Annotated in this window: 23 protein-coding genes; 9 read left to right on the top strand and 14 right to left on the bottom strand. The window is 39.4% G+C overall.

Features of this window, described 5'->3' with window-relative positions; genetic code table 11:
• Positions 1-27: 27 nt before the first annotated feature.
• The 3 genes from rlmD to cysM are packed head-to-tail and all read right to left on the bottom strand — an operon-like array spanning position 28 to position 3,184.
• Entirely contained in the window at positions 28-1,419 is a 1,392-nt protein-coding gene (rlmD, locus tag MKL62_RS06150; protein ID WP_005129649.1) for a 23S rRNA (uracil(1939)-C(5))-methyltransferase RlmD, read from the bottom strand.
• Between the two features lie 9 nt (positions 1,420-1,428).
• Positions 1,429-2,247, bottom strand: a complete 819-nt coding sequence (locus MKL62_RS06145; RefSeq protein WP_001212169.1) for a 3'-5' exonuclease — start codon at positions 2,245-2,247, stop codon at positions 1,429-1,431.
• Between the two features lie 22 nt (positions 2,248-2,269).
• Complete coding sequence (cysM, locus tag MKL62_RS06140) at positions 2,270-3,184, bottom strand: cysteine synthase CysM (RefSeq protein ID WP_000072604.1); 915 nt, start codon at positions 3,182-3,184, stop codon at positions 2,270-2,272.
• Positions 3,185-3,356: 172 nt separating this feature from the next.
• On the opposite strand from cysM, the gene MKL62_RS06135 reads away from it, so the two are divergent.
• The 6 genes from MKL62_RS06135 to MKL62_RS06110 all read left to right on the top strand — a co-directional run bounded on the left by MKL62_RS06135 (position 3,357) and on the right by MKL62_RS06110 (position 10,293).
• Complete coding sequence (locus tag MKL62_RS06135; protein ID WP_000064534.1) at positions 3,357-6,164, top strand: GacS-like sensor histidine kinase; 2,808 nt, start codon at positions 3,357-3,359, stop codon at positions 6,162-6,164.
• A gap of 96 nt (positions 6,165-6,260) precedes the next feature.
• Positions 6,261-7,049, top strand: coding sequence for a crotonase/enoyl-CoA hydratase family protein (locus tag MKL62_RS06130; protein ID WP_001196726.1), 789 nt, complete (start codon positions 6,261-6,263; stop codon positions 7,047-7,049).
• A gap of 10 nt (positions 7,050-7,059) precedes the next feature.
• Positions 7,060-7,929 (top strand): NAD(P)-dependent oxidoreductase, encoded by an 870-nt coding sequence (locus MKL62_RS06125; protein ID WP_005129652.1) that lies wholly within the window; start codon positions 7,060-7,062, stop codon positions 7,927-7,929.
• Positions 7,930-7,942: 13 nt separating this feature from the next.
• Positions 7,943-8,737 carry a hydroxypyruvate isomerase family protein gene (locus MKL62_RS06120; RefSeq protein WP_000532984.1) on the top strand — a complete coding sequence of 265 codons (795 nt, stop codon included), beginning with the start codon at positions 7,943-7,945 and terminating at the stop codon, positions 8,735-8,737.
• 81 nt (positions 8,738-8,818) lie between these two features.
• Positions 8,819-9,220, top strand: a complete 402-nt coding sequence (rsfS, locus tag MKL62_RS06115; protein ID WP_001047580.1) for a ribosome silencing factor — start codon at positions 8,819-8,821, stop codon at positions 9,218-9,220.
• Positions 9,221-9,471: 251 nt separating this feature from the next.
• The gene (locus tag MKL62_RS06110) at positions 9,472-10,293 is read left to right on the top strand and encodes an SDR family NAD(P)-dependent oxidoreductase (RefSeq protein WP_005129654.1); all 822 of its coding nucleotides are present in this window, start codon (positions 9,472-9,474) and stop codon (positions 10,291-10,293) included.
• Positions 10,294-10,345: 52 nt separating this feature from the next.
• Here MKL62_RS06110 and MKL62_RS06105 read toward each other — a convergent pair whose 3' ends face one another.
• Genes MKL62_RS06105 through MKL62_RS06095 form a run of 3 tightly spaced genes read right to left on the bottom strand, consistent with a single transcriptional unit; the run spans position 10,346 to position 13,266 of the window.
• A complete protein-coding gene (locus MKL62_RS06105; protein ID WP_000394402.1) occupies positions 10,346-11,800 on the bottom strand; it encodes an NAD(P)(+) transhydrogenase (Re/Si-specific) subunit beta in 1,455 nt (484 codons plus the stop codon).
• 12 nt (positions 11,801-11,812) lie between these two features.
• The gene (locus MKL62_RS06100; protein ID WP_000230434.1) at positions 11,813-12,127 is read right to left on the bottom strand and encodes a proton-translocating transhydrogenase family protein; all 315 of its coding nucleotides are present in this window, start codon (positions 12,125-12,127) and stop codon (positions 11,813-11,815) included.
• Between the two features lie 11 nt (positions 12,128-12,138).
• Positions 12,139-13,266 (bottom strand): Re/Si-specific NAD(P)(+) transhydrogenase subunit alpha, encoded by a 1,128-nt coding sequence (locus MKL62_RS06095; RefSeq protein WP_001165468.1) that lies wholly within the window; start codon positions 13,264-13,266, stop codon positions 12,139-12,141.
• A 239-nt stretch (positions 13,267-13,505) separates the two neighbouring features.
• Between MKL62_RS06095 and MKL62_RS06090 the strand changes: the two genes are divergently transcribed.
• From MKL62_RS06090 to MKL62_RS06080, 3 genes are all read left to right on the top strand, one after another.
• On the top strand, positions 13,506-14,432 hold the full coding sequence (locus MKL62_RS06090; protein WP_000703587.1) for a DMT family transporter: 927 nt from the start codon (positions 13,506-13,508) through the stop codon (positions 14,430-14,432).
• Between the two features lie 67 nt (positions 14,433-14,499).
• Positions 14,500-14,907: a RidA family protein gene (locus MKL62_RS06085; protein WP_001031016.1), complete on the top strand. Its 408-nt coding sequence runs from the start codon at positions 14,500-14,502 to the stop codon at positions 14,905-14,907.
• Positions 14,908-14,925: 18 nt separating this feature from the next.
• Positions 14,926-16,110: an MFS transporter gene (locus MKL62_RS06080; protein ID WP_000106691.1), complete on the top strand. Its 1,185-nt coding sequence runs from the start codon at positions 14,926-14,928 to the stop codon at positions 16,108-16,110.
• An 87-nt stretch (positions 16,111-16,197) separates the two neighbouring features.
• On the opposite strand, the gene MKL62_RS06075 is transcribed toward MKL62_RS06080, so the two are convergent.
• The 8 genes from MKL62_RS06075 to MKL62_RS06040 all read right to left on the bottom strand — a co-directional run bounded on the left by MKL62_RS06075 (position 16,198) and on the right by MKL62_RS06040 (position 23,474).
• Complete coding sequence (locus tag MKL62_RS06075) at positions 16,198-16,776, bottom strand: TerD family protein (RefSeq protein ID WP_005129655.1); 579 nt, start codon at positions 16,774-16,776, stop codon at positions 16,198-16,200.
• Between the two features lie 47 nt (positions 16,777-16,823).
• The gene (locus MKL62_RS06070) at positions 16,824-17,537 is read right to left on the bottom strand and encodes a TIGR00266 family protein (RefSeq protein ID WP_005129657.1); all 714 of its coding nucleotides are present in this window, start codon (positions 17,535-17,537) and stop codon (positions 16,824-16,826) included.
• 14 nt (positions 17,538-17,551) lie between these two features.
• Entirely contained in the window at positions 17,552-18,847 is a 1,296-nt protein-coding gene (locus tag MKL62_RS06065) for a VWA domain-containing protein (protein WP_005129658.1), read from the bottom strand.
• Positions 18,848-18,925: 78 nt separating this feature from the next.
• Positions 18,926-19,501 carry a TerD family protein gene (locus tag MKL62_RS06060; RefSeq protein ID WP_005129659.1) on the bottom strand — a complete coding sequence of 192 codons (576 nt, stop codon included), beginning with the start codon at positions 19,499-19,501 and terminating at the stop codon, positions 18,926-18,928.
• Positions 19,502-19,589: 88 nt separating this feature from the next.
• Entirely contained in the window at positions 19,590-20,654 is a 1,065-nt protein-coding gene (locus tag MKL62_RS06055; protein WP_005129661.1) for a DUF475 domain-containing protein, read from the bottom strand.
• Between the two features lie 59 nt (positions 20,655-20,713).
• Positions 20,714-21,292 carry a TerD family protein gene (locus MKL62_RS06050; RefSeq protein WP_005129662.1) on the bottom strand — a complete coding sequence of 193 codons (579 nt, stop codon included), beginning with the start codon at positions 21,290-21,292 and terminating at the stop codon, positions 20,714-20,716.
• A gap of 93 nt (positions 21,293-21,385) precedes the next feature.
• Positions 21,386-22,570 carry a TerD family protein gene (locus tag MKL62_RS06045; RefSeq protein WP_005129663.1) on the bottom strand — a complete coding sequence of 395 codons (1,185 nt, stop codon included), beginning with the start codon at positions 22,568-22,570 and terminating at the stop codon, positions 21,386-21,388.
• A 22-nt stretch (positions 22,571-22,592) separates the two neighbouring features.
• The gene (locus MKL62_RS06040; RefSeq protein ID WP_030423642.1) at positions 22,593-23,474 is read right to left on the bottom strand and encodes an HpcH/HpaI aldolase/citrate lyase family protein; all 882 of its coding nucleotides are present in this window, start codon (positions 23,472-23,474) and stop codon (positions 22,593-22,595) included.
• Between the last annotated feature and the right edge of the window lies 1 nt (position 23,475).

Here is a 23,475-nt window from a genome sequence, read left to right as displayed (position 1 = left end):
ATTCTCCTGGATATGTAACTCATGTTTTTAATCGTTTATCTCTTGAATTTTCTCAAATAAAGCAATCGATTCAACATGTTCTGTGTGCGTAAACATGTCCATAACCGCTGCTTTTTTTAACTGGTAACCATGTTGAACCAAAACACCTGCATCCCTTGCTAATGTTGCTGGATTACATGATACATAAACGATTCTTTTTGCTCCAAAGTTCGGTACATACTGCATAATTTCATATGCACCAGCACGAGGAGGATCAATCAATAATGCATCAAATCCTTGATTTGCCCAAGAATGATGCGAAAAATCTTTTGTTAAATCTTGTGAAAAGAAGCTTGCTTGCACCAGATTATTACGCTTTGCATTATCTGTTGCCCGCTGCACCATTTCTTCACTTGCTTCCACACCTACAACCTGACCCTTTGCACCAACACATCGTGCAAGTGGAAGCGAAAAATTACCTAACCCACAAAACAGATCTAGTACTCTTTCACCCTGTTGCAATTGAAGCAATTCACATGCCAATTGCACCATTTGTTCATTTACTGTGGCATTGACCTGCGTAAAATCCAATGGCGAAAAAGCAAAATTTACATCAAATGCATTTAAAGCATAATGTAATCGCATAGCTCCTTGTTCTTCATCAATACGACGAAGACTTTCGGGTCCTTTAGGTTGCAAATACAACTGCCAGCCTTTGTGTAACGCAAATTGTCTTAATTGGTTGACATCAGCATTGTTTAGTTTTTCGATATGACGAACTAATAAAGATGTTTCATGATCACCTTTTGCTAATTCTACATGACCAATATGCGCTTTGCCTTTTAGACTTTGGAGTAAATTACGCAATTCCGGCAGACTATCTGATAACTTTTTATCCAAAACGCTACAAGTATGGATAGATGTTAAACGATTACTATGATGCTCACGGAAACCTAGAATCAAACGGTCCTGTTTTGGCAAATAGCGCACACCTATTCGAGCACGACGGCGATAATCACTTTGCAAAGAACGAATTGGCTCTAACCATTGTTCAGGCTGAATACCAGCAAAGTGTTGCAAGTGTGACTGAAGGACATTTTGCTTTAAATGGATCTGTTCATCAGGGTGGATGTGCTGCATGCTACACCCCCCGCAAATACCATAATGAGGACAAACTGCCTCTACACGATTTGCTGAAGGTTCCGCTAAAAGCGCTACCATTTCAGCTTCTTCAAGCCGCTTAGCCTCATGCGTAATTTGGGCTTTTACTGTTTCTCCAGGCAACGCATAACGGATAAACACTTTTTTACCATGCTTATCTGCCGGATGGTCTGGATGAGAACCATAATGCGCAATTCCCCGCCCCTCATGAGAAAGAGTTTCAACCTGAAAAATATATTCGGGTTGTTGAGGTTTACGAGATTTGGCTTGCTGTTTCAAAGAATGAACCTAAAAATTTAAAGGATTAAAATAGTGGGACGTAAATTCGGTATGTTTCGATGTACGTTGCCACACCTCAAGAAAATCGGCTTGCTGAGGCATAGTCTGTAAATACTCAATACTCGAACTGATCCAGTGGTTATGCTCATCTACATTCATTTGGCCTTTGAGCAATAGCCAACGCAAATAAATAAACCATGTATTGAGCACATCACCTTCACAATAACTGGTTAACTTTAACCATTGTTCTGTACGTACATATTCAGGCACATGATAACCCGACTCACCACGTTTACCTGGCAAACCTAAAATACAGGCTACATCATCGAGTTTCTGGAAATTACGGCCATTAAACATTGCCATAACATCCATTAAATCAATATGACGGTGGTGATAACGGTTTTGATAATTATTAAAACGCTTCTGGCTATCAAGCTCGCCTTGATCAAATAACCCGGGTGCAGAAAGACCATGATACATGGCACGGAACAAAATGACGGGCAAATCAAATTGTGAACCATTCCAGCTCACTAAAGTTGGATGACGCTTATCAAAAATGGATAGAAATTTCTGTAAAATTTCAGCTTCCGAATAGTGTTCCCGACTAAAAGAAAATAATCTGAAACCTGATTCATCAATCCACAAACCAGAAATACAAACGATTTCATGTAAAGGCAAACGCTGAAAATCCATGCCGGATTCTTGGCGACGGATTTTTGTGAGTGCCTGTTCAACATCTGTCTCTGGCAAATCAAGATGATATAAATGCGCTCCCGCTTTTAAATCAGTTAAAGTTTCAATATCAAAAACTAAAGTAGGAAAACGCATTTTTTCTCTCAATTATGAGTCATCAGTCCTGTACTGAGAACAGACCTGTAGACAAGTAGCGATCACCACGGTCACAGATAATGCAAACAATCACAGCATCCGGATTTTCTTCTGCAATTTTTACTGAAGCCCATACCGCCCCGCCAGAAGATGTACCTGCACTAATTCCTTCCTCACGTGCTAAACGGCGAGCTGTTTTTTCCGCTTCAATTTGCGGAATATCCATAATTTGATCAACACGCTTTGGTTCGAAAATCGTAGGTAAATATTCTTGTGGCCAACGGCGAATACCGGCAATATTTGAACCTTCAGAAGGTTGTAAACCAATAATTTGAATATCTGGATTTTGTTCTTTTAAATACTTAGAAACACCCATAATGGTACCGGTTGTACCCATTGAACTTACAAAATGGGTAATCTTTCCACCTGTTTGTTTCCAAATTTCAGGGCCAGTCGTAAGGTAATGAGCTTCGACATTATCTGGATTGCCAAACTGATTGAGGACTAAACCTAGACCTTCAGCTTGCATTTGCAAAGCCATATCTCGTGCAGCTTCCATATTCGGCGCTTCAATCAATTCTGCGCCATAAGCACGCATGGCGTCCTTACGCTCCTGACTTGAATTCCCTGGCATAATAAGTTTCATTTTATAGCCGCGCATCGCCGCAACCATAGCTAAAGCAATACCGGTATTACCACTGGTAGCTTCAACCAATGTATCACCTGGTTTAATTTGACCACGCTTTTCAGCCTGCATAATCATGTTATATGCAGGACGATCTTTTACAGAACCTGCTGGATTATTACCTTCCAATTTTGCTAAAACCGTTGCCTGCGTATGACAAGCCAAGCGCTGCAAACGGACCAGAGGTGTTTTACCTACATAGTGATCTAACAAAAATTCGTCGGCTAAAAAATCAGGTTGTGTATTACTCATGATCAACACCTAAATCGGGGTGGCACTATTGTATGAAAAAATGATCGGTACTGCATCCATTTCACTATGCTTTTTAATGAAAGTGATTAAAGCCCAGTCAGTTATAAAATGCCGTCTGTTTTAAAATAAAGCGTGATAATATGCCCTACAGAGAGATCAATCTGATGTAGCTATGTCTAATTTCAATAAAACCTTATCGAAACGCTTACGTCTGAATCATGCATATGGGCAATTAATTGCTCTTATTTTTGTGCCCATTATGATTTTAACGTGTGTTGGGGCTTTTCTGGTTTTAACTGAAACATCACGTTCTGCAAAGCAACAACAATTGCATCATGCCTCAGCGATTTTGGCACGCTACAATCAAATTGCTAAAGATCTATACACATTAGTAGAACTACAACCAGACGAATATGATCATGCTCAACATATTATGCAAAGTATGTTTAGCGAGAAAAATCTAAAGCGTGCTGCTTTAATTGATAGTAATGGCCAGACTTATTTAAGTATCGGTTATCGAGATAATCGTTACTGGCCTAACTTCACACAAAACAATAACTTTTTTGGTCCGATCTCTTATAACCATAATAATATTTATGGAGTCCGTATCATTGATACCGCAGGGAAGCCCCCTGTCTGGCTCTTGATTGAAATGGATAATCAACCACTTGAATTAGCGCGTTATCGCATTTTGATTGCTTTAGTCATTACCGGTCTGATGACTTTATTATTACTTTTGCTCTGTCTTAACTTTTATTCTCGCCGCTGGATTGCACCCATGTATGAAATACGTATGCAATTACAGCGTCTCAATGCAGACACTTTAGACCAACACATCGTGATTAACAGTTCCGGTGAGTTAAGATTACTCCAGCGCGATATCGCAAACGTGGTGAAACGCTTACACTTTAGTTTTTTAGAGTTAAAAGAACATACCGAGCAAACAGAAGAAGACTTACGCAGAACTTTAGATACTTTAGAAGTTCAAAACATTACTTACCGTCAAGCACGCGACCAAGCTATTTCATCTAATCAGGCAAAATCGGTTTTTCTTGCCAATATCAGTCATGAACTTCGTACACCGCTTAATAGTATTGATGGCTTTATTCATTTATTACTTCGCCAACAAAATTTAAGTAACGAACAGAACCTTTATTTACAAACTATTCGCAAGTCCTCCGCCCATTTATTAGCATTAATTAATGATGTATTAGATTTCTCAAAAATTGATGCAGGTAAACTGGAACTTGAAACAGCACCTTTTGACTTAGAAGAAGCTGTATTTGATGTTATGGATATGTTGTCACCTTTGGCTGCACAAAAGCACATTGCTATGGCTTTTTATTATGCAGATAACATTCCTCAACAGGTGATTGGTGATGCTTTACGCTTTAAGCAAATTTTGACTAATTTGATTTCCAATGCCATCAAGTTCACGCCAGACGGTGAAATTATTGTTCGTGTGCGTATGGAACATGATGACATCGGTCAGTGCTTGCTTCATTTTAGCGTTCAGGACAGTGGTATTGGTTTAAGCGGTACAGACCGTAAAAAATTATTTGAGTCGTTTTCGCAAGGCGATGCATCTGTTACCCGTCAATTTGGTGGTACAGGCTTAGGTCTGGCAATTTCTAAACAATTGGTTCATCTCATGCATGGCCAAATTGGCTTTGAAGATAACCAAGAACGTGCTCCAACAGAAAAAGGTTCAACATTCTGGTTTACTGCACAGTTTGCTGTAGATGAAGAACATGAGATTGAACATCCTCACTTCGAACATTTACAAGTGGTGTCTTATTTAGCTCACCCTGCAACAGCGAGTGTTTTACGCTACTATCTTGAAAATTATCAAGTACCACATATCGAAACTCAATCGATTCTGGACTTGTTTAGCCGCTTAAAACATCTCGACCAGAAAGACAATACATGGCTCATTGTTGATCATAGTGGTGATACTGAAGCTCTACTCAAAGAAATTCGTAGCCGCTATCAAGGTAACTTAGCAGTTTACGGCTATCAAATGACGCTTGAGCCAAACATGCTCACCGAATATCGCGCTCGCCCTCTTTATCAGCCATTAAGCCGTAGTGGCCTCATTCAATTATTAAGTGACCAACCTATCTTTGAAGAGGAACAACAAGACTTTAATGGACAGGGTTTACATATTTTGGCGGTCGATGACCATTTACCTAACTTAATTGTTTTAGAAGCATTATTAGGTGAGTTAAATGTCAAAACCACTAAGGCTTTAAGTGGTCAAGAAGCGCTTAATATTATTCAAGAAAGAATTGATCAGAAGCTTAAACCATTTGATTTGGTATTTATGGACATTCAAATGCCAGTTATGTCGGGCATTGATACCACACGTGCGATCCGATCTTTAGAATCCACTTTAGATGGGGAAATGCAACTTCCAATTATTGCTCTAACAGCCCACGCGCTTGCAGATGAAAAGCAAAAGCTTCTTAAAGTTGGTATGAATGACTATGTCACCAAACCAATTCAAATGGAGCAAATCATTCAAATTTTAACGCAATGGACGAAAAACAACTTCACTGCGCAAAATCTAGCTAAAGATCATCATGTGGTTGCAGAAGCGTTAGATCCAGAAATTTTAAATTGGCAGCAAAGTTTACAACTAGCAGCAAACAAAGAAGATTTAGCTCAAGATCTTCTCAAAATGTTGGTAGATAGCTTCCCAACCGAGCTAGAAGAAATGCAACAACTCATTGAGCTTGAAGACTTTCCTCAGCTTGAGCATGTACTACACCGTCTCTATGGCGCAACACGCTATGTAGGCACACCAAAACTTCAACAAGTGACAGGTGACTTTGAACAATTTATTTCTACGCTACGCAAAGAACGCCGTAGAGCTGACGATGGCTTCATTGAAGAAGTCATGAGACGTTTCGATGAATTAGGTCTCGTCATTAAAGAAGTTGAGAGTGCAGCTCATCAAATTTTAGTCATACCAGATTAAATAACAGTTGCTAAATAGGCATGACTGACCTGTCATGTTTCCAATTTCCAGCCATGCTATGCTCCGCTTATCGATAAAAAAATAAGCGGGAATTTCATGGCACTATTACGTATTGAAAAAAATAATGGCATTGCAACAGTTTATCTAAACCGTCCTGATAAACGTAACGCTATGAGTTTTGCTCTACTCAAAGAACTCGTAACAACGGCTAAAGCTATACAAAAAGACCGAGATATCCGCTGTGTAATTTTGACGGGTGAAGCACAAGTGTTTAGTGCTGGTATTGATTTATCTGACTTAAACAATCCTAAGAACTCTGCATTTGCCATTTGGGAACTTGTTAAACCAGGACAAAGTCTTTTCCAAAAAGCCTTTCTTATTTGGCAAAATTTGCCCGTCCCTGTTATTGCCGCTCTTGAAGGTTATTGTTTTGGGGCAGGTATGCAACTTGCACTAGCTGCCGATATCCGCATTGCCCACCCAGACACTAAAATGTCGATTATGGAAAGCCGCTGGGGCTTAGTACCAGATATGGGTCTTACCCGTTCGCTCAAAGGCTTGATTGGAGTTGACCTTGCAAAAGAGCTGACTTTAACTGCCCGTGTTTTTGACGGAAATTATGCAAAAGATATTGGACTTGTGACTCACTTAAGTGAGAATCCATTAGAAAAAGCAAATGCGATCGCTTCAGAAATGTTGCAGCGCTCACCTGATGCATTGACTGCTGCAAAACGTGTACTAGATGCAATGGAACATCAACCAGAAAAATCATTACGCTTAGAAAAAATCTGGCAACTTAAATTATTACTTGGTAAAAATAGCAAACTTGCTCGTAAAAAAGACAAACATCCGGAAGTTAAATTTTTACCACGCCAATATAGATAAGAGCTTTATTATGAATTTTGATCGTAATACTCCTATTGCTTTTTTAGGCATAGGACTTATGGGAAGCCGTATGGCAAGCCGTCTTATACAAGCCGGCTTTCAGGTCGCAGTATGGAATCGAACAGCATCTGCTTGTGAAGAACTTATTGATATTGGCGCGCATGCACTCGATCTTTCCAACATCGGACAGTACCCTCTCATTTTGACTTGCCTAGCCGACGATAAAGCTGTGCAAGCAGTATTTGATCAAATTCAAACAAACTTAAAAGCGGGTCAGGTCATTGTCGACTTCTCAAGTCTCTCTGTTGCTGCGACAAAAGCACTTGCTCAGGCTGCTGCTTCACAAGATGTGATATGGATTGACTCCCCTGTTTCAGGCGGTACGGCTGGGGCAGAACAAGGCACGCTAGTCATTTTTGCAGGTGGCGATGCTCAAACTATTGAAGCTTTAAGTCCTGTTTATAATGTTCTTTCCCAACGTGTCACACGAATGGGAGATACAGGCACAGGACAAGCAACTAAAATTTGCAATCAACTCATTGTGGCAGCAAACAGCGCCCTGATTGCCGAAGCAGTTGCACTGGCAGACCGGGCGGGTGTAGATACCACTTTACTCGCTCCTGCCCTAGCTGGCGGATTTGCCGACTCAAAACCTTTTCAAATACTGGCACCACGTATGGCGACTCATACTTTCGAACCTGTTCAGTGGAAAGTTCAAACATTATCGAAAGACCTTAATAACGCAGTAACATTGGCTAACAATGTTAATTTAGACATCCCCGTTGCACAAAAAGCTCTATTACAGCTACAAACTCACCAAAAAAATGGCTTTGCTGAGAAAGATTTAGCTACTATGATTCAAGTAGTAGAGCAACAATAAACGGAGTTTGTGTATGGGTCGTCTTGCCGTAAACTTATCCATGATTTTTACCGAAGTTCCTTTAATTGAACGCTTTGCATTAGCCCATGCAGAGGGCTTTGAACATGTAGAAATTCAATTCCCATACGAGCTTGCCATTTCTGACATTCAAGACCAACTTGAACGTTACAATCTAAATTTATGTTTAATTAACGTTCCTGCTGGCGACCTTATGCAAGGTGGAAATGGCTTAGCAGGTATACCGGGTCAAGAGGCAGCATTTCGTGAGGCATTACAGTTAGCAATTCGCTATGCCACAGCATTAAAAGTACCACGTGTTAACATTTTGGCAGGCAAGCAACCTCAAGACTCTGACTTACTTCCTTGCCTTAAGACACTTGCAAGCAACTTAAAATTAGCCTGTGATTTACTGACAGAACACGATATTGAACCTGTATTTGAAATGATTAATGGCACAGATATGCCACGCTTTTTGGTACAGAACATTGCCCAAGCCCAAGAAATGCTAGAAGCAGTCAATCACCCTGCCTTAAAAATGCAATATGACTGTTACCATATGGCAATGATGGGTGAAGATGTACTTGAAGGTTTACAAGAAAATATTCACCAGATTGGCCATATTCAGTTTGCAGATTGCCCGGGACGCCATGAACCCGATACGGCTCAAATACCGTATGAGCAAATTTTTTCATGGATTAAGCAAAGTGCTTATGAGGGCTATATTGCGGCAGAATATAAACCTAAAAATGGCTCAAATCAGTCATTTACATGGAAAAAGAAATATTTTTCCGATGATGTAAATATATAAACTGTTACTAGTTTTGTTTGAAATTCTGAGTGAAAACCACTATATTAGATAGTGAGTAATTGTCAGGAAAATATACCCTATATGAATTTAGAACCATCGCCCAGCGTGTCTAATTCTCACGATTTCGCAATGAACACCTCAAATAAAGACGTACAAGCTTGTCTTAAAGTCGTCCATGACGCTTTAGTTGATGTAAAAGCAAAAGATATTCTACAGTTAGATGTTAGTTCTATTAGCAATGTTGCTGATGCTATTGTCATCGCGAGTGGTACTTCTACTCGTCACGTCAAAGCACTTGCTGACAATGTTGCAGAAGAAGCTCGAAAAGCTGGTTTCCGCCCGATTGGCGTTGAAGGCGAACGAGATGCCGAATGGATCTTAATCGATCTTGGCTTTGTTGTAGTACATGTGATGCTACCAACTGCTCGCAAATTCTATGATTTAGAAAGCTTATGGCGTACTGCTCCAGAGTCGGTCGCATAAAATTTTGCTTTTAAAAAAAGCGGCTCTTTTGAGCCGCTTTTTGTTTATATACTTACTCAAACTTTTATTATTTAAACAGCCACCTTTACCCTCCCTTCCTATGAAAAGCTGTTAACTCAACAAAACTTTAATAACACTAACAAGCAAGTCATCACTCTTATTTAAAATTGACATGACAAATTGTCAGAATTCCAGCACTATAACTACTCTTATAGTCTCATCAATAAATAGCATAACTGGAGCACTAAAAAGTGAAGATACTCATTACTGGCGCCAATACAGGGATTGGCTTTGCCACAGCCGAACAACTTGTAAAACAAGGGCAACATGTCATTTTGGCATGTCGAAATTCTCAAAAAGCACTAGAGGCACAAAACAAACTACACTCACTCAACCAAGGACAAGTTGATGTCGTTTCTCTCGACTTAAACAGCCTTGAATTAACTCAAAAAGCTGCCGAAGAAATTACAGATAAATATGGTAGCCTTGATGTACTTATTAATAATGCCGGTCTATTTTCAAAAACAAAGCAGCTCACCGTAGATGGGTTTGAACAGCAATTTGGCGTTAACTATTTAGGTCACTTTTTATTAACTCAAAAACTACTCCCCGTTTTAAAGCAGTCTCCTCAAGCACGTATTATTCATCTAGCGTCTATTGCTCACTGGGTTGGCTCAATTAAGCCTAATAAATTTCGTGCGGAAGGTTTTTACAATCCCCTGTTCTATTATGGACAATCCAAGCTTGCAAACTTACTGTTCAGCAATGCATTAGCTGAACAACTAGCAGACAGTTCAATTACCAATAATGCATTACACCCCGGTGGTGTTGCTTCCGATATTTATCGTGATTTACCAAAACCAGTTTATGCAGCCATGAAAGTAGGTTTAGTTCCAACATCGGTTCCTGCAAAGCTCATTACAGAAATGGCGACTGGCGACACATGGCAAAACCGCAATGGTGAATATGTCAGTGCGCATATGCCTGACTGGAAATCCTCTCATGCCAAAAACCAGCAATTAGCACGCGATCTCTATCAGCAATCTATGACTCTAGTGGAAAAGTTCCTCTAACCCTAAAAAAATAAAAAACCACCCGAAGGTGGTTTTTTTATATCAAAGCAACTTAGTGGCCTGTACCGTTAATTGCTTTCGTCATATCTTCAACAACTTTCTTAGCATCACCAAAGATCATCATTGTTTTTTCGTTATAGAACAAGTCATTATCAAGTCCAGCATAACCTGTCGCCATAGAACGCTTAATCACCATGATTGTACGTGCTTTATGTGCTTCAAGAATCGGCATACCATAAATTGGTGAACCTGGGTCATCTTTTGCAGCAGGGTTCACAACGTCGTTTGCACCAATAACAAGTACTACGTCAGTTGCCGGGAAGTCTGAGTTAATCTCATCCATTTCCAAGATGTCTTCATATGCTACGTCTGCTTCAGCAAGCAATACGTTCATGTGACCAGGCATACGACCTGCAACCGGGTGAATTGCGAAACGGACGCGAACACCTTGCTCTTTTAGAATTTCGCATAACTCTTTTACAGCATTTTGTGCACGACCTTGCGCCATACCATAACCCGGTACAATCACAACGCTGTCTGCATTTGACATTAAGAAGCCAGCGTCATCAGCAGAACCTGAACGGTAGTTACGTTGAACTTGTTCACCTTTAGCAGCTGTAGAAACTGCTGCACCACCCATTGCACCACCAAACAATACGTTGATGATTGAACGGTTCATTGCTTTACACATGATGTATGACAGAATCGCACCAGATGAACCCACAAGTGAACCCGCAACGATCAACATGTTGTTTTCAAGGGTAAAACCAATACCTGCTGCTGCCCAACCAGAGAACGAGTTAAGAAGCGATACCACTACAGGCATATCACCACCACCTACTGGTGCAATCCATACCCAGCCAAATGCAAGTGCAAGTGCGGTCATTGCCCAGAAAGCAGTCATGTTGCCAGTTGTGAAGAAGTAGAAACCACAAGCCAACATCGCAACAAAAATAAGTGCTTGAACAGGTTTAACCCATGCACCAGAGATTGTTTTAGCCCATTTTTTCGCAGCCAATTTACCGTAAGCAAACACAGATGCTGTAAAGGTAATCGCACCAACGAAACAACCAACAAACAATTCAAATAGGTGAACCTTACTCATGTGTGCATGTTGCACGCCAGCCGCTGTTAATGCTGCCTCATTTTGAGCAAACAATGCTGTAAGCTGGTTGTTATGCAAAATTGCTGCAACTGCAATCAAAACCGCAGCCAAACCCACCAATGAGTGCATAAGTGCCACAGTTTCAGGCATTTGAGTCATTGGTACAGTACGTGCACGTGCAATACCCACAATCGCACCAAGCACCATTGCACCACCAATCATCCAAATAACCGGGTTATTGGCAACAAAGAAGGTTGTTACAACTGCAATCGCCATTGCGATCATACCGTAACGGTTACCTTGAATTGCTGTTTTAGGACCAGATAGGCCGCGAAGCGTCAAGATAAAGAGAATTGCGCCTACAAGGTACAACCAGTTTGCATTTGCTTGAATAAATTCCATGTCAAAGCCCTCTTATTTCTTTTGCTTAGGCTTGAACATTTCCAACATGCGTGCAGTTACTGCGAAGCCGCCGAAAATATTAATGCTTGCTAAAAATACTGCAATCGCACCAAGTACGCTCACAACATTCACACTTTGAAATGCAACATTTGCATCTACACCAAGTACAGGCAGGCCAACTGTTTGTAACATCGCACCAACAACAATAATCGATGACAATGCGTTGGTTACCGCCATAAGTGGCGTGTGCAAAGCTGGTGTAACACCCCAAACAACGTAATAACCTACGAAGATGGCAAGGACGAAAATTGTAATAGTTTCAACCATGAGAAATCTCCTTAACCACGCTTAAGCAGCACTTGACCGCCATGAGTGACCAATAGGGCTTTTTGGATTTCGTCTTCTTGATTAATCGCAAAGTTTTTCTCTTTGTCGAATAAAGTCTCTACGAAATTAAAAACGTTACGTGCATATAATGCAGAAGCTTCTGTCGCAACAGTGGCTGGAATATTTGGAATACCCAAAATTTTTACACCATTTTCAGTGACAACAGTTTCGCCAACTTTAGAACCTTCAACGTTACCGCCTGTTTCAACTGCCATATCTAAAATGACAGAGCCTGGTTTCATTTTGGCAACAGTTTCAGCTTTGATCAGACGCGGTGCATCACGGCCTGGCAACAATGCTGTTGTAATCACGATATCGGCATTCGATACAGCTTTATCTACAATCGCAGCTTGGTCTTTGATGTATTGCTCACCCGGCATCCAGCCATAACCATTTTTTGCTGCATCTGCTGCACGTTGCTGTTCTTCTTCAGACATTGGTACGTCTAACCACTTACCGCCTAAAGACTCAACCTGATCTTTTGCCGTTGGACGTAAATCTGTTGCTTCAACAATTGCACCCAAACGTTTTGCAGTAGCAATCGCTTGAAGGCCTGCCACCCCAACACCCATAATCACAACACGTGCAGGCTTTACAGTACCAGCAGCAGTCATAAGCATTGGGAACATGCGTTGATATTCAGCAGCTGCAAGCAAAACTGATTTATAACCAGCTAAGTTTGCTTGAGAAGACAACACATCCATGTTTTGTGCACGAGAAAGCGTACGAGGAAGCAATTCCAGAGCAAAAGCAGACACTTGCTGATTCGCAAATTGGTCTAGCTCGGTATTACGATAAGGATCAAACATTGCTACAACAGTTGTATTTGCTGCAAGTTTTTGAATTTCCCCGCCTTGTGGCGCACGAACTTTCAAAATAATTTGACTACCCGTATAGGCATCATCCGTAATGGTTGCACCGACCTGTTCATAAGCACTGTCAATGTACGCAGCCTTTACACCAGCACCACGTTCAATCACAACGCTATGACCAGCGCTAATCAACTTCTTTACTGTCTCTGGCGTAGCAGCTACACGATTTTCACCGACGACAGTTTCGGTTGGGATTCCGATCTGCATGAGCGTTCCTCAAGCTAATTTCTCATTGTCAAAAACATTGCAACCCGCAATGTTTCCCCCATGTGTATTCTTTGTACAGAATTTGGATTCTAATTGAACTTTTTGAAAATACCACCCACTATTTATTTAATAAATACCCATATTTTGAACTGATGATTCACGATATTTGACTTGAGGTGTAATATAGGAAGATTTTTCTTTTTTTTGCAGACAATAGTCTCTCTTATACAGTCCTGTATATGAAAATTTCTTTATCTTCGTTTCAAATTGGGTCTTTTTTTGCGCTTTGCTCTGCTTTTCTATTCAGCACAAAAGCGATTTTTATTAAACAAACTTATGCCCTTTCTCCATTAGTAGACGGTACAGTCCTGATGGCTTTACGGATGTTAAGCGCTTTACCGTTTTTTCTATTAATTTGCTGGTTCAATAGGCATCATAATCAGGGCATAAAAAAGAAGGATTGGCTAATTTTAATTTTTGCTGGTCTATTAGGCTACTACTTTGCCAGCTGGCTCGATTTCATGGGCCTCATGTTTATTAGCGCTTCTTTAGAGCGAATTATCCTATTTTTATATCCCACACTTACCGTGATCGCTTCAAGTCTGCTCTACAAACAAAAATTAGATGTAAAAAGTTTATTCGCCATTTTTCTTAGTTATGGTGGAACCGTGTTAGTGATGCTGCAAGAGCACAACAATGCACCAATTCAGGGCAACTTTTGGCTCGGAACAAGTTTTGTATTTGCTAGCGCTGTAGCTTTTGCCGGTTATTTACTGCTGACTCCACCATTAATTAAAAAATTTGGTTCTTGGAATTTCACAGGTTTAGCTTTAACAGTTGCCTGTATAGGTACATTAACCCATTACACTTTAAGTACCACTCACCCGTTTCAACTCCTATTACAACTTCCCTCAAGTGTAATTTGGTACGGGATTGGCTTAGGTTTTTTAGTCACTGTCTTACCTACCGTTATGCTTATGCAAAGTATTGAGCGACTCGGAGCATCTCAATCTGCAATGATTGCTTCGATCGGACCAGTTTTAACGATTTTGCTTGCCGTTGCTTTTTTAAATGAAAACCTAAATATATGGCAATGGTTCGGTTGTTTCCTCAATATAGTCGGCGTAATGATGATTACTTTAAGAAAGAAAAGACTAAAACACTAAATGCTCTTGACCTCAACTTAAGTTGAGGTTGGATACTCATCTAAATTTTATTAAACGGTTGAGTTCCATGAACAAAGAAATTTTTAAAATCATAAATCCTTCTACTTTATATGACCCAACACCTAACGCTTATAGTCATGTCGCTGTAGTAAGCAATTTTAACAATATTATTCATATTGCAGGTCAAGGTGGCGAAGACAAACAAGGTCAATTAAGTTCTCATTTCAGCGAACAAGTCCTACAAGCATTTGAAAATATTAAATATGCGTTAGTAGCTGCCAATGCAGAACTTACGGATATCGCCGTTTTAAGAATTCTAGTTGTTGACCATTCGGTAGAAAAACATGAGATTTTGATTAAAATTATGAAGGATTTATGGAAAAATCATCCTTTTCCAGCCTGCACACTCATTCCTGTGCCGCGTCTTGCACTAGAACATATGCTCATTGAAGTCGAAGCAACGGCATACACTTAATAAAATCGAGAGAACATCATGTCTACCCCTGAAGATATCAGTCAAAATAAACCTTTACTTTGGTTGATGGCAGCAGCATGTGGCCTATGTGCAGGTGTGAATTACTATTGCCAACCCCTTATTCACTCTATTCAGCAAGATTTTGCTGTAACTCAAGCACAAGCTGCTTTAACAGTAACATTCGCTCAGGTGTCTTATGCCTTAGGTTTACTCTTTATTGTTCCGATGGGGGATATCGTCAATAAAGCCAAAGCTATTCCGTTTTTGATGATGCTTTGTGCAGTTGGCCTATTTACCTCTGCTTTTGCTGTTAACTTACCTATGCTCTGGATCGGTACAATTTTAGCGGGTTTGTTTTCAGTTGCAGCTCAAGTGCTTATTCCTCTTGCAACAATGACGGTTAAACCTGAAAAAACTGGTGAGATTATTGGCTTCTTAATGAGTGGCTTATTGGTCGGGATTTTACTCTCTACCAGTCTGGCTGGCTTATTTTCCAACCTTTTCCACTGGAAAGTCGTTTATGCCATAAGCGGTATATTAATGCTTTTGTTGGCCTATACCTTAAAAAGCCGCCTACCTTATGTCATGCGTATGAAACTGAACTATGGACAAATTTTTGTTTCCATGGCTCAGCTTTTAAAGCAGGAAAAGCGACTTTTATTAAGAGCGCTTACAGGTGCATTCGCCTTTGCGTCAGTGAGTATTTTGTATTCAACAATCGCGTTACTACTGACCTCGGCACATCATTTACCCGATCTATTTATTGGGCTGGTACCTTTAGTTGGTATCTTTGGTGCGTTATCAACACGTTATATCGGTAAATATGCCGACCAAGGCTACACACGTTTACTCACCTGGATGGGTTGCGGGCTATTTTTGGTAAGCTGGATTTGTTTCTATTTCGGACAAACTCTTCTTTCAGCTTATGTTATTGGTTTTGCTTTAATTCAATTGGCACTTGCCCTTGTCCACACCAGCAACCAAAGTATTATTTTCCGCTTACGTCCCGATGCCAAATCTCGTATTAATGCTATTTATATGACTACTTATTTTATTGGTGGTGCAGCTGGTTCGGCATTAGGGATTTTTGCATGGAATCGTGGTGGATGGACCATGACTTGCCTAGCAGGTGTTGGACTCGTTGTATTTTGTATTTTATTTAGCATGATTGATGCTTTCTTACAAAAAAAGCAAATGGCTTAGCTATAAGGTAATTTGTTAAAAATCATTTTAATAAAACCCACCATTGCTTTGAACAATGGTGGAGAAACTACTTAATTAGCTAAAAAATTAAATATGAGGTAAAACATTAGGAACGATATCTTGAAAGGTACGACCATGTACGTTTTCACCAATTGCATGCATTTTCCACACATCATTATGGCGATAAATTTTTGCAATAATTAGGCCAGTATGGGCACCTTGTGAAGAAAGTTTATAACTTGCAATTTCTTGATTAGTTGATTGATCAACCAAACGACAGAATGCATTTTCCACTTTCTCAAAACTCTGACCGCGAAAACTATTAACAGTAAATACTAAAGATTTTACTTGGGCAGGAATTTGATTAAGATTCACACGAATTATCTCATCATCCCCACTTCCCTCACCAGTTAAATTGTCTCCCGAATGACGAATGCTTCCATCTTTACTTTGTAATTGCCCAAAGTAGACAACATCAAGCATTTTTTTATTTTCATCAAATAAAATGACCGAAGCATCAAGATCAATATTACCACTGCCTCCAAATCCAAAAAATCCTTTACTTTTTACTACATCCCAACCTACACCTAAGAAAACTTGTTGAAGACTACTACCATCTGCTTTTTGCAAATTGATTTTTTGACCTTTTTCTAAATTAATTGCCATATTATGGATCTCTCTATTAGGACTATAAAAACGATGACTTTTACTTTTTAATGAGACTGTTGACGGTTTAACTTTGACATCAACCACTGTAAAAAATTATTTCGGTTTCTTGAGCAAATAATGACTTTACCAGCACCTGAAAAACGCAACACCATGCCTTCACCACTCGTTACACTATTGACTAAATTGCCAAGGAAACCACTATTCTGTGAAGTTGAAACAGATAAATGATAATTTAGACGTGAATCCCAACAGACTACATGCCCATTATCAATAACAACCTCTTTATTCGGCTCTACTTCTAACTCAAATAAAGTCCCACAGCCAGAAACTACAACTTGTCCCTGACCACTGGTTTCCATAACAAGAAAACCACCTGTATTCCCCAAAAAAGCCCCTCCAAGACTAGTATTTAATCTTGCTTTTACATTGACTGAATCATGGGCGGCAACAAATGCACCATCACTCAATATATATTGAGTAGCACCTACATCGAGAATTTGCATATCGCCATCTAGTGAAGCAGACAATAAACAGTCACCATCTCCACGTACAGCTTCGATATGCTGCTGAAATAAGGATTCATCATTAGCAAAACGGCGTAATAATGATTGCATTAAGCCACCCTGTAGTTTTCCCTTTAACTCAAGGCCATCTTCCATCATGACCATTGCATTACTTTCACAATAAATTCGATCCCCGCGACGCATTGCAACATGTAAGAATGGCTCTGGTGAACCTACTAAACTAAAATGTGCCATTTTTATTGACCTTTTTAATTTCTAACAATTCGATGATGTTTGGCCGCATTTAACCAATCAGGAAATTCTTGCAGTAACAATTCATATAAGCGCTCATCCGAAACGCTATCAATCCGGTCTAAACTAAAAAAATTACAGTTATCAACAATACGACCTGACATTTCATCCAACTTTTCAAGTGCCCCGTAATCACGTCCGCCAATCCCAACAAATTGCCAAAAAATGGGAAGCTTGGCAGCTTGAGATAATATTTTTTTCATTTCTCGACGACTTCCAACTCCACCATCAGAAATAAATAAAACATAAGTTGGAATTTGATCATTAAATTTTTGGAAATAATTAATCACAGCTTCAATTGCTGGTATTTCCTCATTATACCGTGCGCCAACTGACCAGTTTTTCCAACCTCGATGAGTCGTATTAATAAAATCATTAACATTAGTTAAAACAACATCATCGAGCTGTGTTGTTTTTGCGGCAAATGCCCAGCACTCAAAACTTCCATTATCATCAAAATGGATTGCTAATGGCATCAAACGATCAACTACTTTTTGCACATCCCCACGGCGATATTGCCAATCCATTGATCCAGAGGCATCAAGAACGAGTGCAACTCTTGCTGTTAAATCTAGCAAGTTTTTTTTCTCTAGCTGAATCAGAGATTTTTTAGTTAGATCAATAATTGAAGCATTCCCTGTTTTTTCTGCTTTTTCCAGAGAAAGTTTTTTCTTTAGATCAACACTTGATGGTTGCACTATAGAGTCTTTCTGTGCAAAGCTTTCATCTGCAACTTCACCTCCGAAATGGCGAATTAATGCAGCCAACCCCTCATTAAAACCTTGTCCAATTGCAGCCAAACGCCACACACCATCTTTACGATAGATTTCAATAAGCATAGTGGCACGTTCTTGATCAAATAACTGGCTATTGAGTTCTAATTCAGCAATAAGCTGATTTTGTAGATTCATTATTTTGACAGTTATTTTCTGTACACTAGACATGACAGCATGACCATCAATTGCAGCAGTTAAAACTAAATGATGAATGCTCAAAGGAAGTTTTTGAAGACCAACTTTGAAATAGCTAGACTCAGTATTATTTTCAAGCAAACCTACAGCCTGACATGGCGTTTCAGGTTGATTATAAAATGTCATATATCGCTCATCACTTAAACGATACTGTGAATCAAGCCCGAAAGTAGCGATATCTAGTTCAAAATCTGCTTGATATTGAATTTGGATATAAAAAGAGGGTTGCCCCTGTAAAATATCATTTAATTTTATTTTTTGTCCGCGAACTAGGTTCAACATATAAAAAATAACCTATTTTTATCATTTATAAATATAAAAAAGAAAGATAGTGCCTAAACACTATCTTTCAAATGTCTCTTAAACAGAAACACCATAAGAGGCTGCTAAAGGCCCTAAACCACCAGCAAAACCTTGACCAATTGCACGGAATTTCCATTCACTGCCATGTTTGTAAAGTTCGCCGAAGATCATAGCCGTTTCCGTGCTACTGTCTTCAGATAAGTCATAACGTGCGATCTCACTACCACCCGCATCATTAGTTACGCGAATATAAGCATTAGCAACTTGACCAAAGTTTTGGTTACGAGCTTGTCCATCATAAATCGTTACAGCAAAGATTACTTTTGAAACATCAGCAGGAACCTTGCTCAAGTCCACACTTAATGTCTCATCATCACCGTCACCCTCACCTGTACGGTTATCACCATTGTGAACTACTGAACCATCAGATGATTTTAGGTTATTAAAGAAAATAAAATCATTATCTGCACGAACCTTACCGTTTTCATTAACTAAAAATGCAATAGCATCAAGGTCAAAAGCAGTTCCATCCGTCACGCGTGGGTTCCAGCCTAAGCCCACAGTTGTTTTGGTAATGCCTGGTGCTTCTTTTGTTAAACTAACGTTACCGCCTTTAGTTAAACTAATTGCCATGTGAGTTACTCCTTATTAAATTTAAACTCATTATTTATTTGATTAGAATAATGGAGATCATAATAAATGATATATCCATTAATTTTTATTAAGCTTGTGTCTGATTTTTATTATAAGCAATCGAAGATAATACAGCCCATGTGATGAACGCTATTCCAATTAAGCCTGTTATGACCTCAGGAACATGCCCACCTGTTCCAGTGTACAACATAATTGCAGCCAAAGCTCCGATTGCGTAATGCGCCCCATGTTCTAAATAAATAAAGGCTTCTAAAGTACCTTTTTCAACTAAATAAATAGTCATAGAACGGACAAACATTGCACCAATTGCTAACCCCAACATAATAATTACAACATCATTTGTGATCGCAAAGGCACCAATAACACCATCAAAACTAAATGAGGCATCTAAAACTTCCAAATAAAGAAAGCCGCCAATACCGGCCTTAACAAGATTACCTGACTTGCTAGATTCCTGCTCTTCATCAGATTCATCGCCACTGCTTTCGAGCAAATGACCAATGACCTGAACCCCAATGTATACCACGATGCCCCAAATACCAGCTACAATCACAATTAATTTCTGTTCTAAAGGAACAAATGCGGACATAACAAGTAGAGCAATTAAGGATACAAATACTGACATTGCCGGGATATTAGCCAAATTCGAAAGATGTACCTCTAACCAGTGGAACCAATGCGTATCTTTGCCATCATCAAATAAAAAATTTAAAAATACCAATAGCAAGAACATACCACCAAAAGCTGAAATTTCAGCATGATGGGCGAGTAGTTTTTCTGAATACGCTTTGGGATCATTTAGTGCCAATTTGGCAACTTCGATCATTCCCATATCAGCAGTTACGCCAACGATTAATAAAGGGAAGACTAAACGCATACCAAATACGGCAACCAAAATTCCCACTGTAAGGAAAATCTTTTTCCAGAACTCATCCCAGTTTCTTAATACTGAAGCATTCACCACAGCATTATCAAAAGATAAAGAGACCTCCATTACCGCCAATACACTTGTAATCAACAATGCTTTAAGCATCATAGAGAAACCAGCATTTGGTCCATGAGTTAACCCCCACCATGCCGATAATCCTAAACAAATCACGGTAAAAAAAATTGAGAAACGAAAATGTTTCATTTTTTTCCTTTTATTAAAAATTTAAAAGTGCTCATCATTCATTTGTTGAAATGATAATTTCATCCAACCTGAATACCATACTGTTGACACATTGCAGCCAATCCCCCAGCGTAACCTTGACCGACTGCTCTAAATTTCCATTCCCCATTATGGCGATACACTTCTCCGAACACCATGGCCGTTTCGGTAGAATAGTCCTCGGCCAAATCGAAACGTACGACTTCTACATTTGTATCTTGGTTTACTACTCGAATAAATGCATTTGCAATCTGCCCAAAGTTTTGGCCTCTTGTCTGAGCATCGTGAATGGTTACTGTAATTGCGATTTTTTCAACTTCAGGAGCAACTTTTGAAAGGTTAACCAATATAGTTTCATCATCACCATCGCCCTGACCCGAACGGTTATCCCCTGTATGCTCTACCGAACCATCCTGTGATTTAAGTTGATTATAAAAAATAAAATCGTGATCTCCACGGACCTTACCTGTAGCTGTTAATAAGAAGGCACTCGCATCTAAATCAAATGCAGCCCCATCCGTCGCTCGCTCATCCCACCCTAATCCAATTAAGACGCGGACCAAATTAGGGTCTGTTTTACTTAAGGATAAATTTCCACCTTTATTTAAACTAATTGCCATTTTGTATTTTCTCCTCGTCTTAACAATCGACAGTTCACAATCTCAATGATTCGTATATAAGTAAGTCTTTCTGTTTTATCTTTAATTTAAATGTTATTTGCTACCTGCAACCCAACGTAAACCGAAACTAAACGCTTGATCTAGCTCTCGATGACCTGGTACATAACGCACATGGCGTTGGACTTGAATACTACCGCTCTGATTCACTAACTCAACAATACCGCACATACCTAAAGGCTGTCCTTCAGTCAAACGAATCTCAATTGGTGGCTGATCGGGAACATAAATCGTCACTACTGCATCTGTCTCAGCCCAATTGGGTACACCTTCATAAATGAAAGCAAATAAGACCACTCGACGAATTTGTTGCCAATTCTGTCCATTAATTCGAAGCCATTCACCCTCTTTTAATGCGCCAGTACGGTCATCTGCAGAAAGCTGGATATATGGAAAATCGTTAAAACTACCAAATCTCTTTCCTAATGCCTGAACAACCGATTTAGTACCATCTTGCATTTCAAAAAGGCATCCCAAATCGAGATCAATTCCCTGATTCTGATTAAGAAGCTTTTTAAAGAAACCACCTGGTTGTGTCTGCTGAGAACTCTGATTCCAATTCAGATTAATTTTGATCTCTCCAAACCCTTGTGCCTGTTTTTTTAAATTAATCTGACTATTACGTTTATCTAAAGTAATTTTACTTAAATTAATTTTCGGCTGCGTTACAGGAGTAGGTGGTATAGGTGCAGAAGGTTGATCACTAATTTCGACACCAAAATATTCAGATAAAGGCTTTAAGCCCCCATTAAAACCCTGATTTACAAAACGTAATTTCCATTGATCTTTATGGCGATAAACTTCCGCCAAAATCAGTGCCTTTTCTGTTTTTTCGGCACTCTTTACAGTTGCAGTAGCAGTGAGCTGCCCATTTTCCCATAATTCTATTTGAATATCCTGAATGGTATTTAGTACACCTTCACCATCAACCGTCGCACACATAGCGATTTTGTGAATATCAACATCCAACTTTTGTGTATTAATATTAAATTGTGCTAAATAAGGCACTTTGTAGGTCGTTTCAATTAACTCAACACTACAATTTGGTGTCTGCTTTTGGCCATAAAAAACCATATCAGCATCACCACGCACTTTACCTTGAGAGTTTAATAGATAAGCGGTTACATCTAGACCAATATTCGTTGGCAAGGTGGTTTTAACTTTCAAATGAAATTGTGCAGAGCTTAAGACCAGATTGGCGCCCGTAATGAGTTGTTGCATTGAATTCTCTCCCATTTTAATTTTATATTTTTAACCCAAATATTCTTGATCTTTCCAGAATTCTTTCTGCCCAACGACGATGTGTAGCTGGCTCCAACATACTTCCATGACATGCGAATACGGCTTTACCTGTATCTAATAAAATATCTTGGGCCTGCTTTAGTTCAATTTCATTAACCTGATACGCTTGATGAACAATTGAAATTTGAGCTGGATGGATCACTGTTTTGCCTGATAAGCCATGCTGTAAATCTAAATACAACTCATCTTGCAATAATTTCACTTGACTAAAATGCTCACAAACTGGCGCACTTAATGCAAAACCATGAGGTAAAAATTGACCGGCTAGATTCGCAATTAATGTACCTACTGGGGTTTGATATAAGGTGATATCATTTGGACGACGCAAGGCCAAGCAATTTAGTAAGTCATTCCCCCCAATTCTAAGAATAATAATTTTGTGAAATTCAGGCAGGGCTTCTCTCAACTCTTTCATTTGTCCAACATCAAAACACTCTGCTGTCTCAAGGGTAGGCATATAAGCAAGTTCTGGTGGAAGTACCTCCACCCACTGCTTAAAATTAGTCAAACCAAACTTTGGCAATACCATTCCATCTAAGGCACGAATTTCTGACCATTCCGCCAACTCAGCAGCCATCATGATATGACGAGGGCGAATGAAAATCTTAGGATGTTGTGCCCTATGTTGCCGCTGTTGAATTTGCTGTAATAATAATTTGAGATTTTTCTTGGCAAATTCAATTTCATGCCCAGCAACTGCATCTTCTAAACAAATTACTAAAGAGCGGAGCTCAGGATATTTTTCACCATTTACCACTTGCCACAAATCTGGACGAGTAGCTGGCATATATAAAGTTGCTCCTAGAGATAATGCAGACAACATG

The sequence above is a fragment of the Acinetobacter sp. AOR01_HL genome (genome assembly GCF_027855455.1).
GTDB lineage: Bacteria > Pseudomonadota > Gammaproteobacteria > Pseudomonadales > Moraxellaceae > Acinetobacter > Acinetobacter baumannii.
Note: the sequence above shows the minus strand (reverse complement) of the source record. Positions and strands in the feature narration are given on the sequence as shown.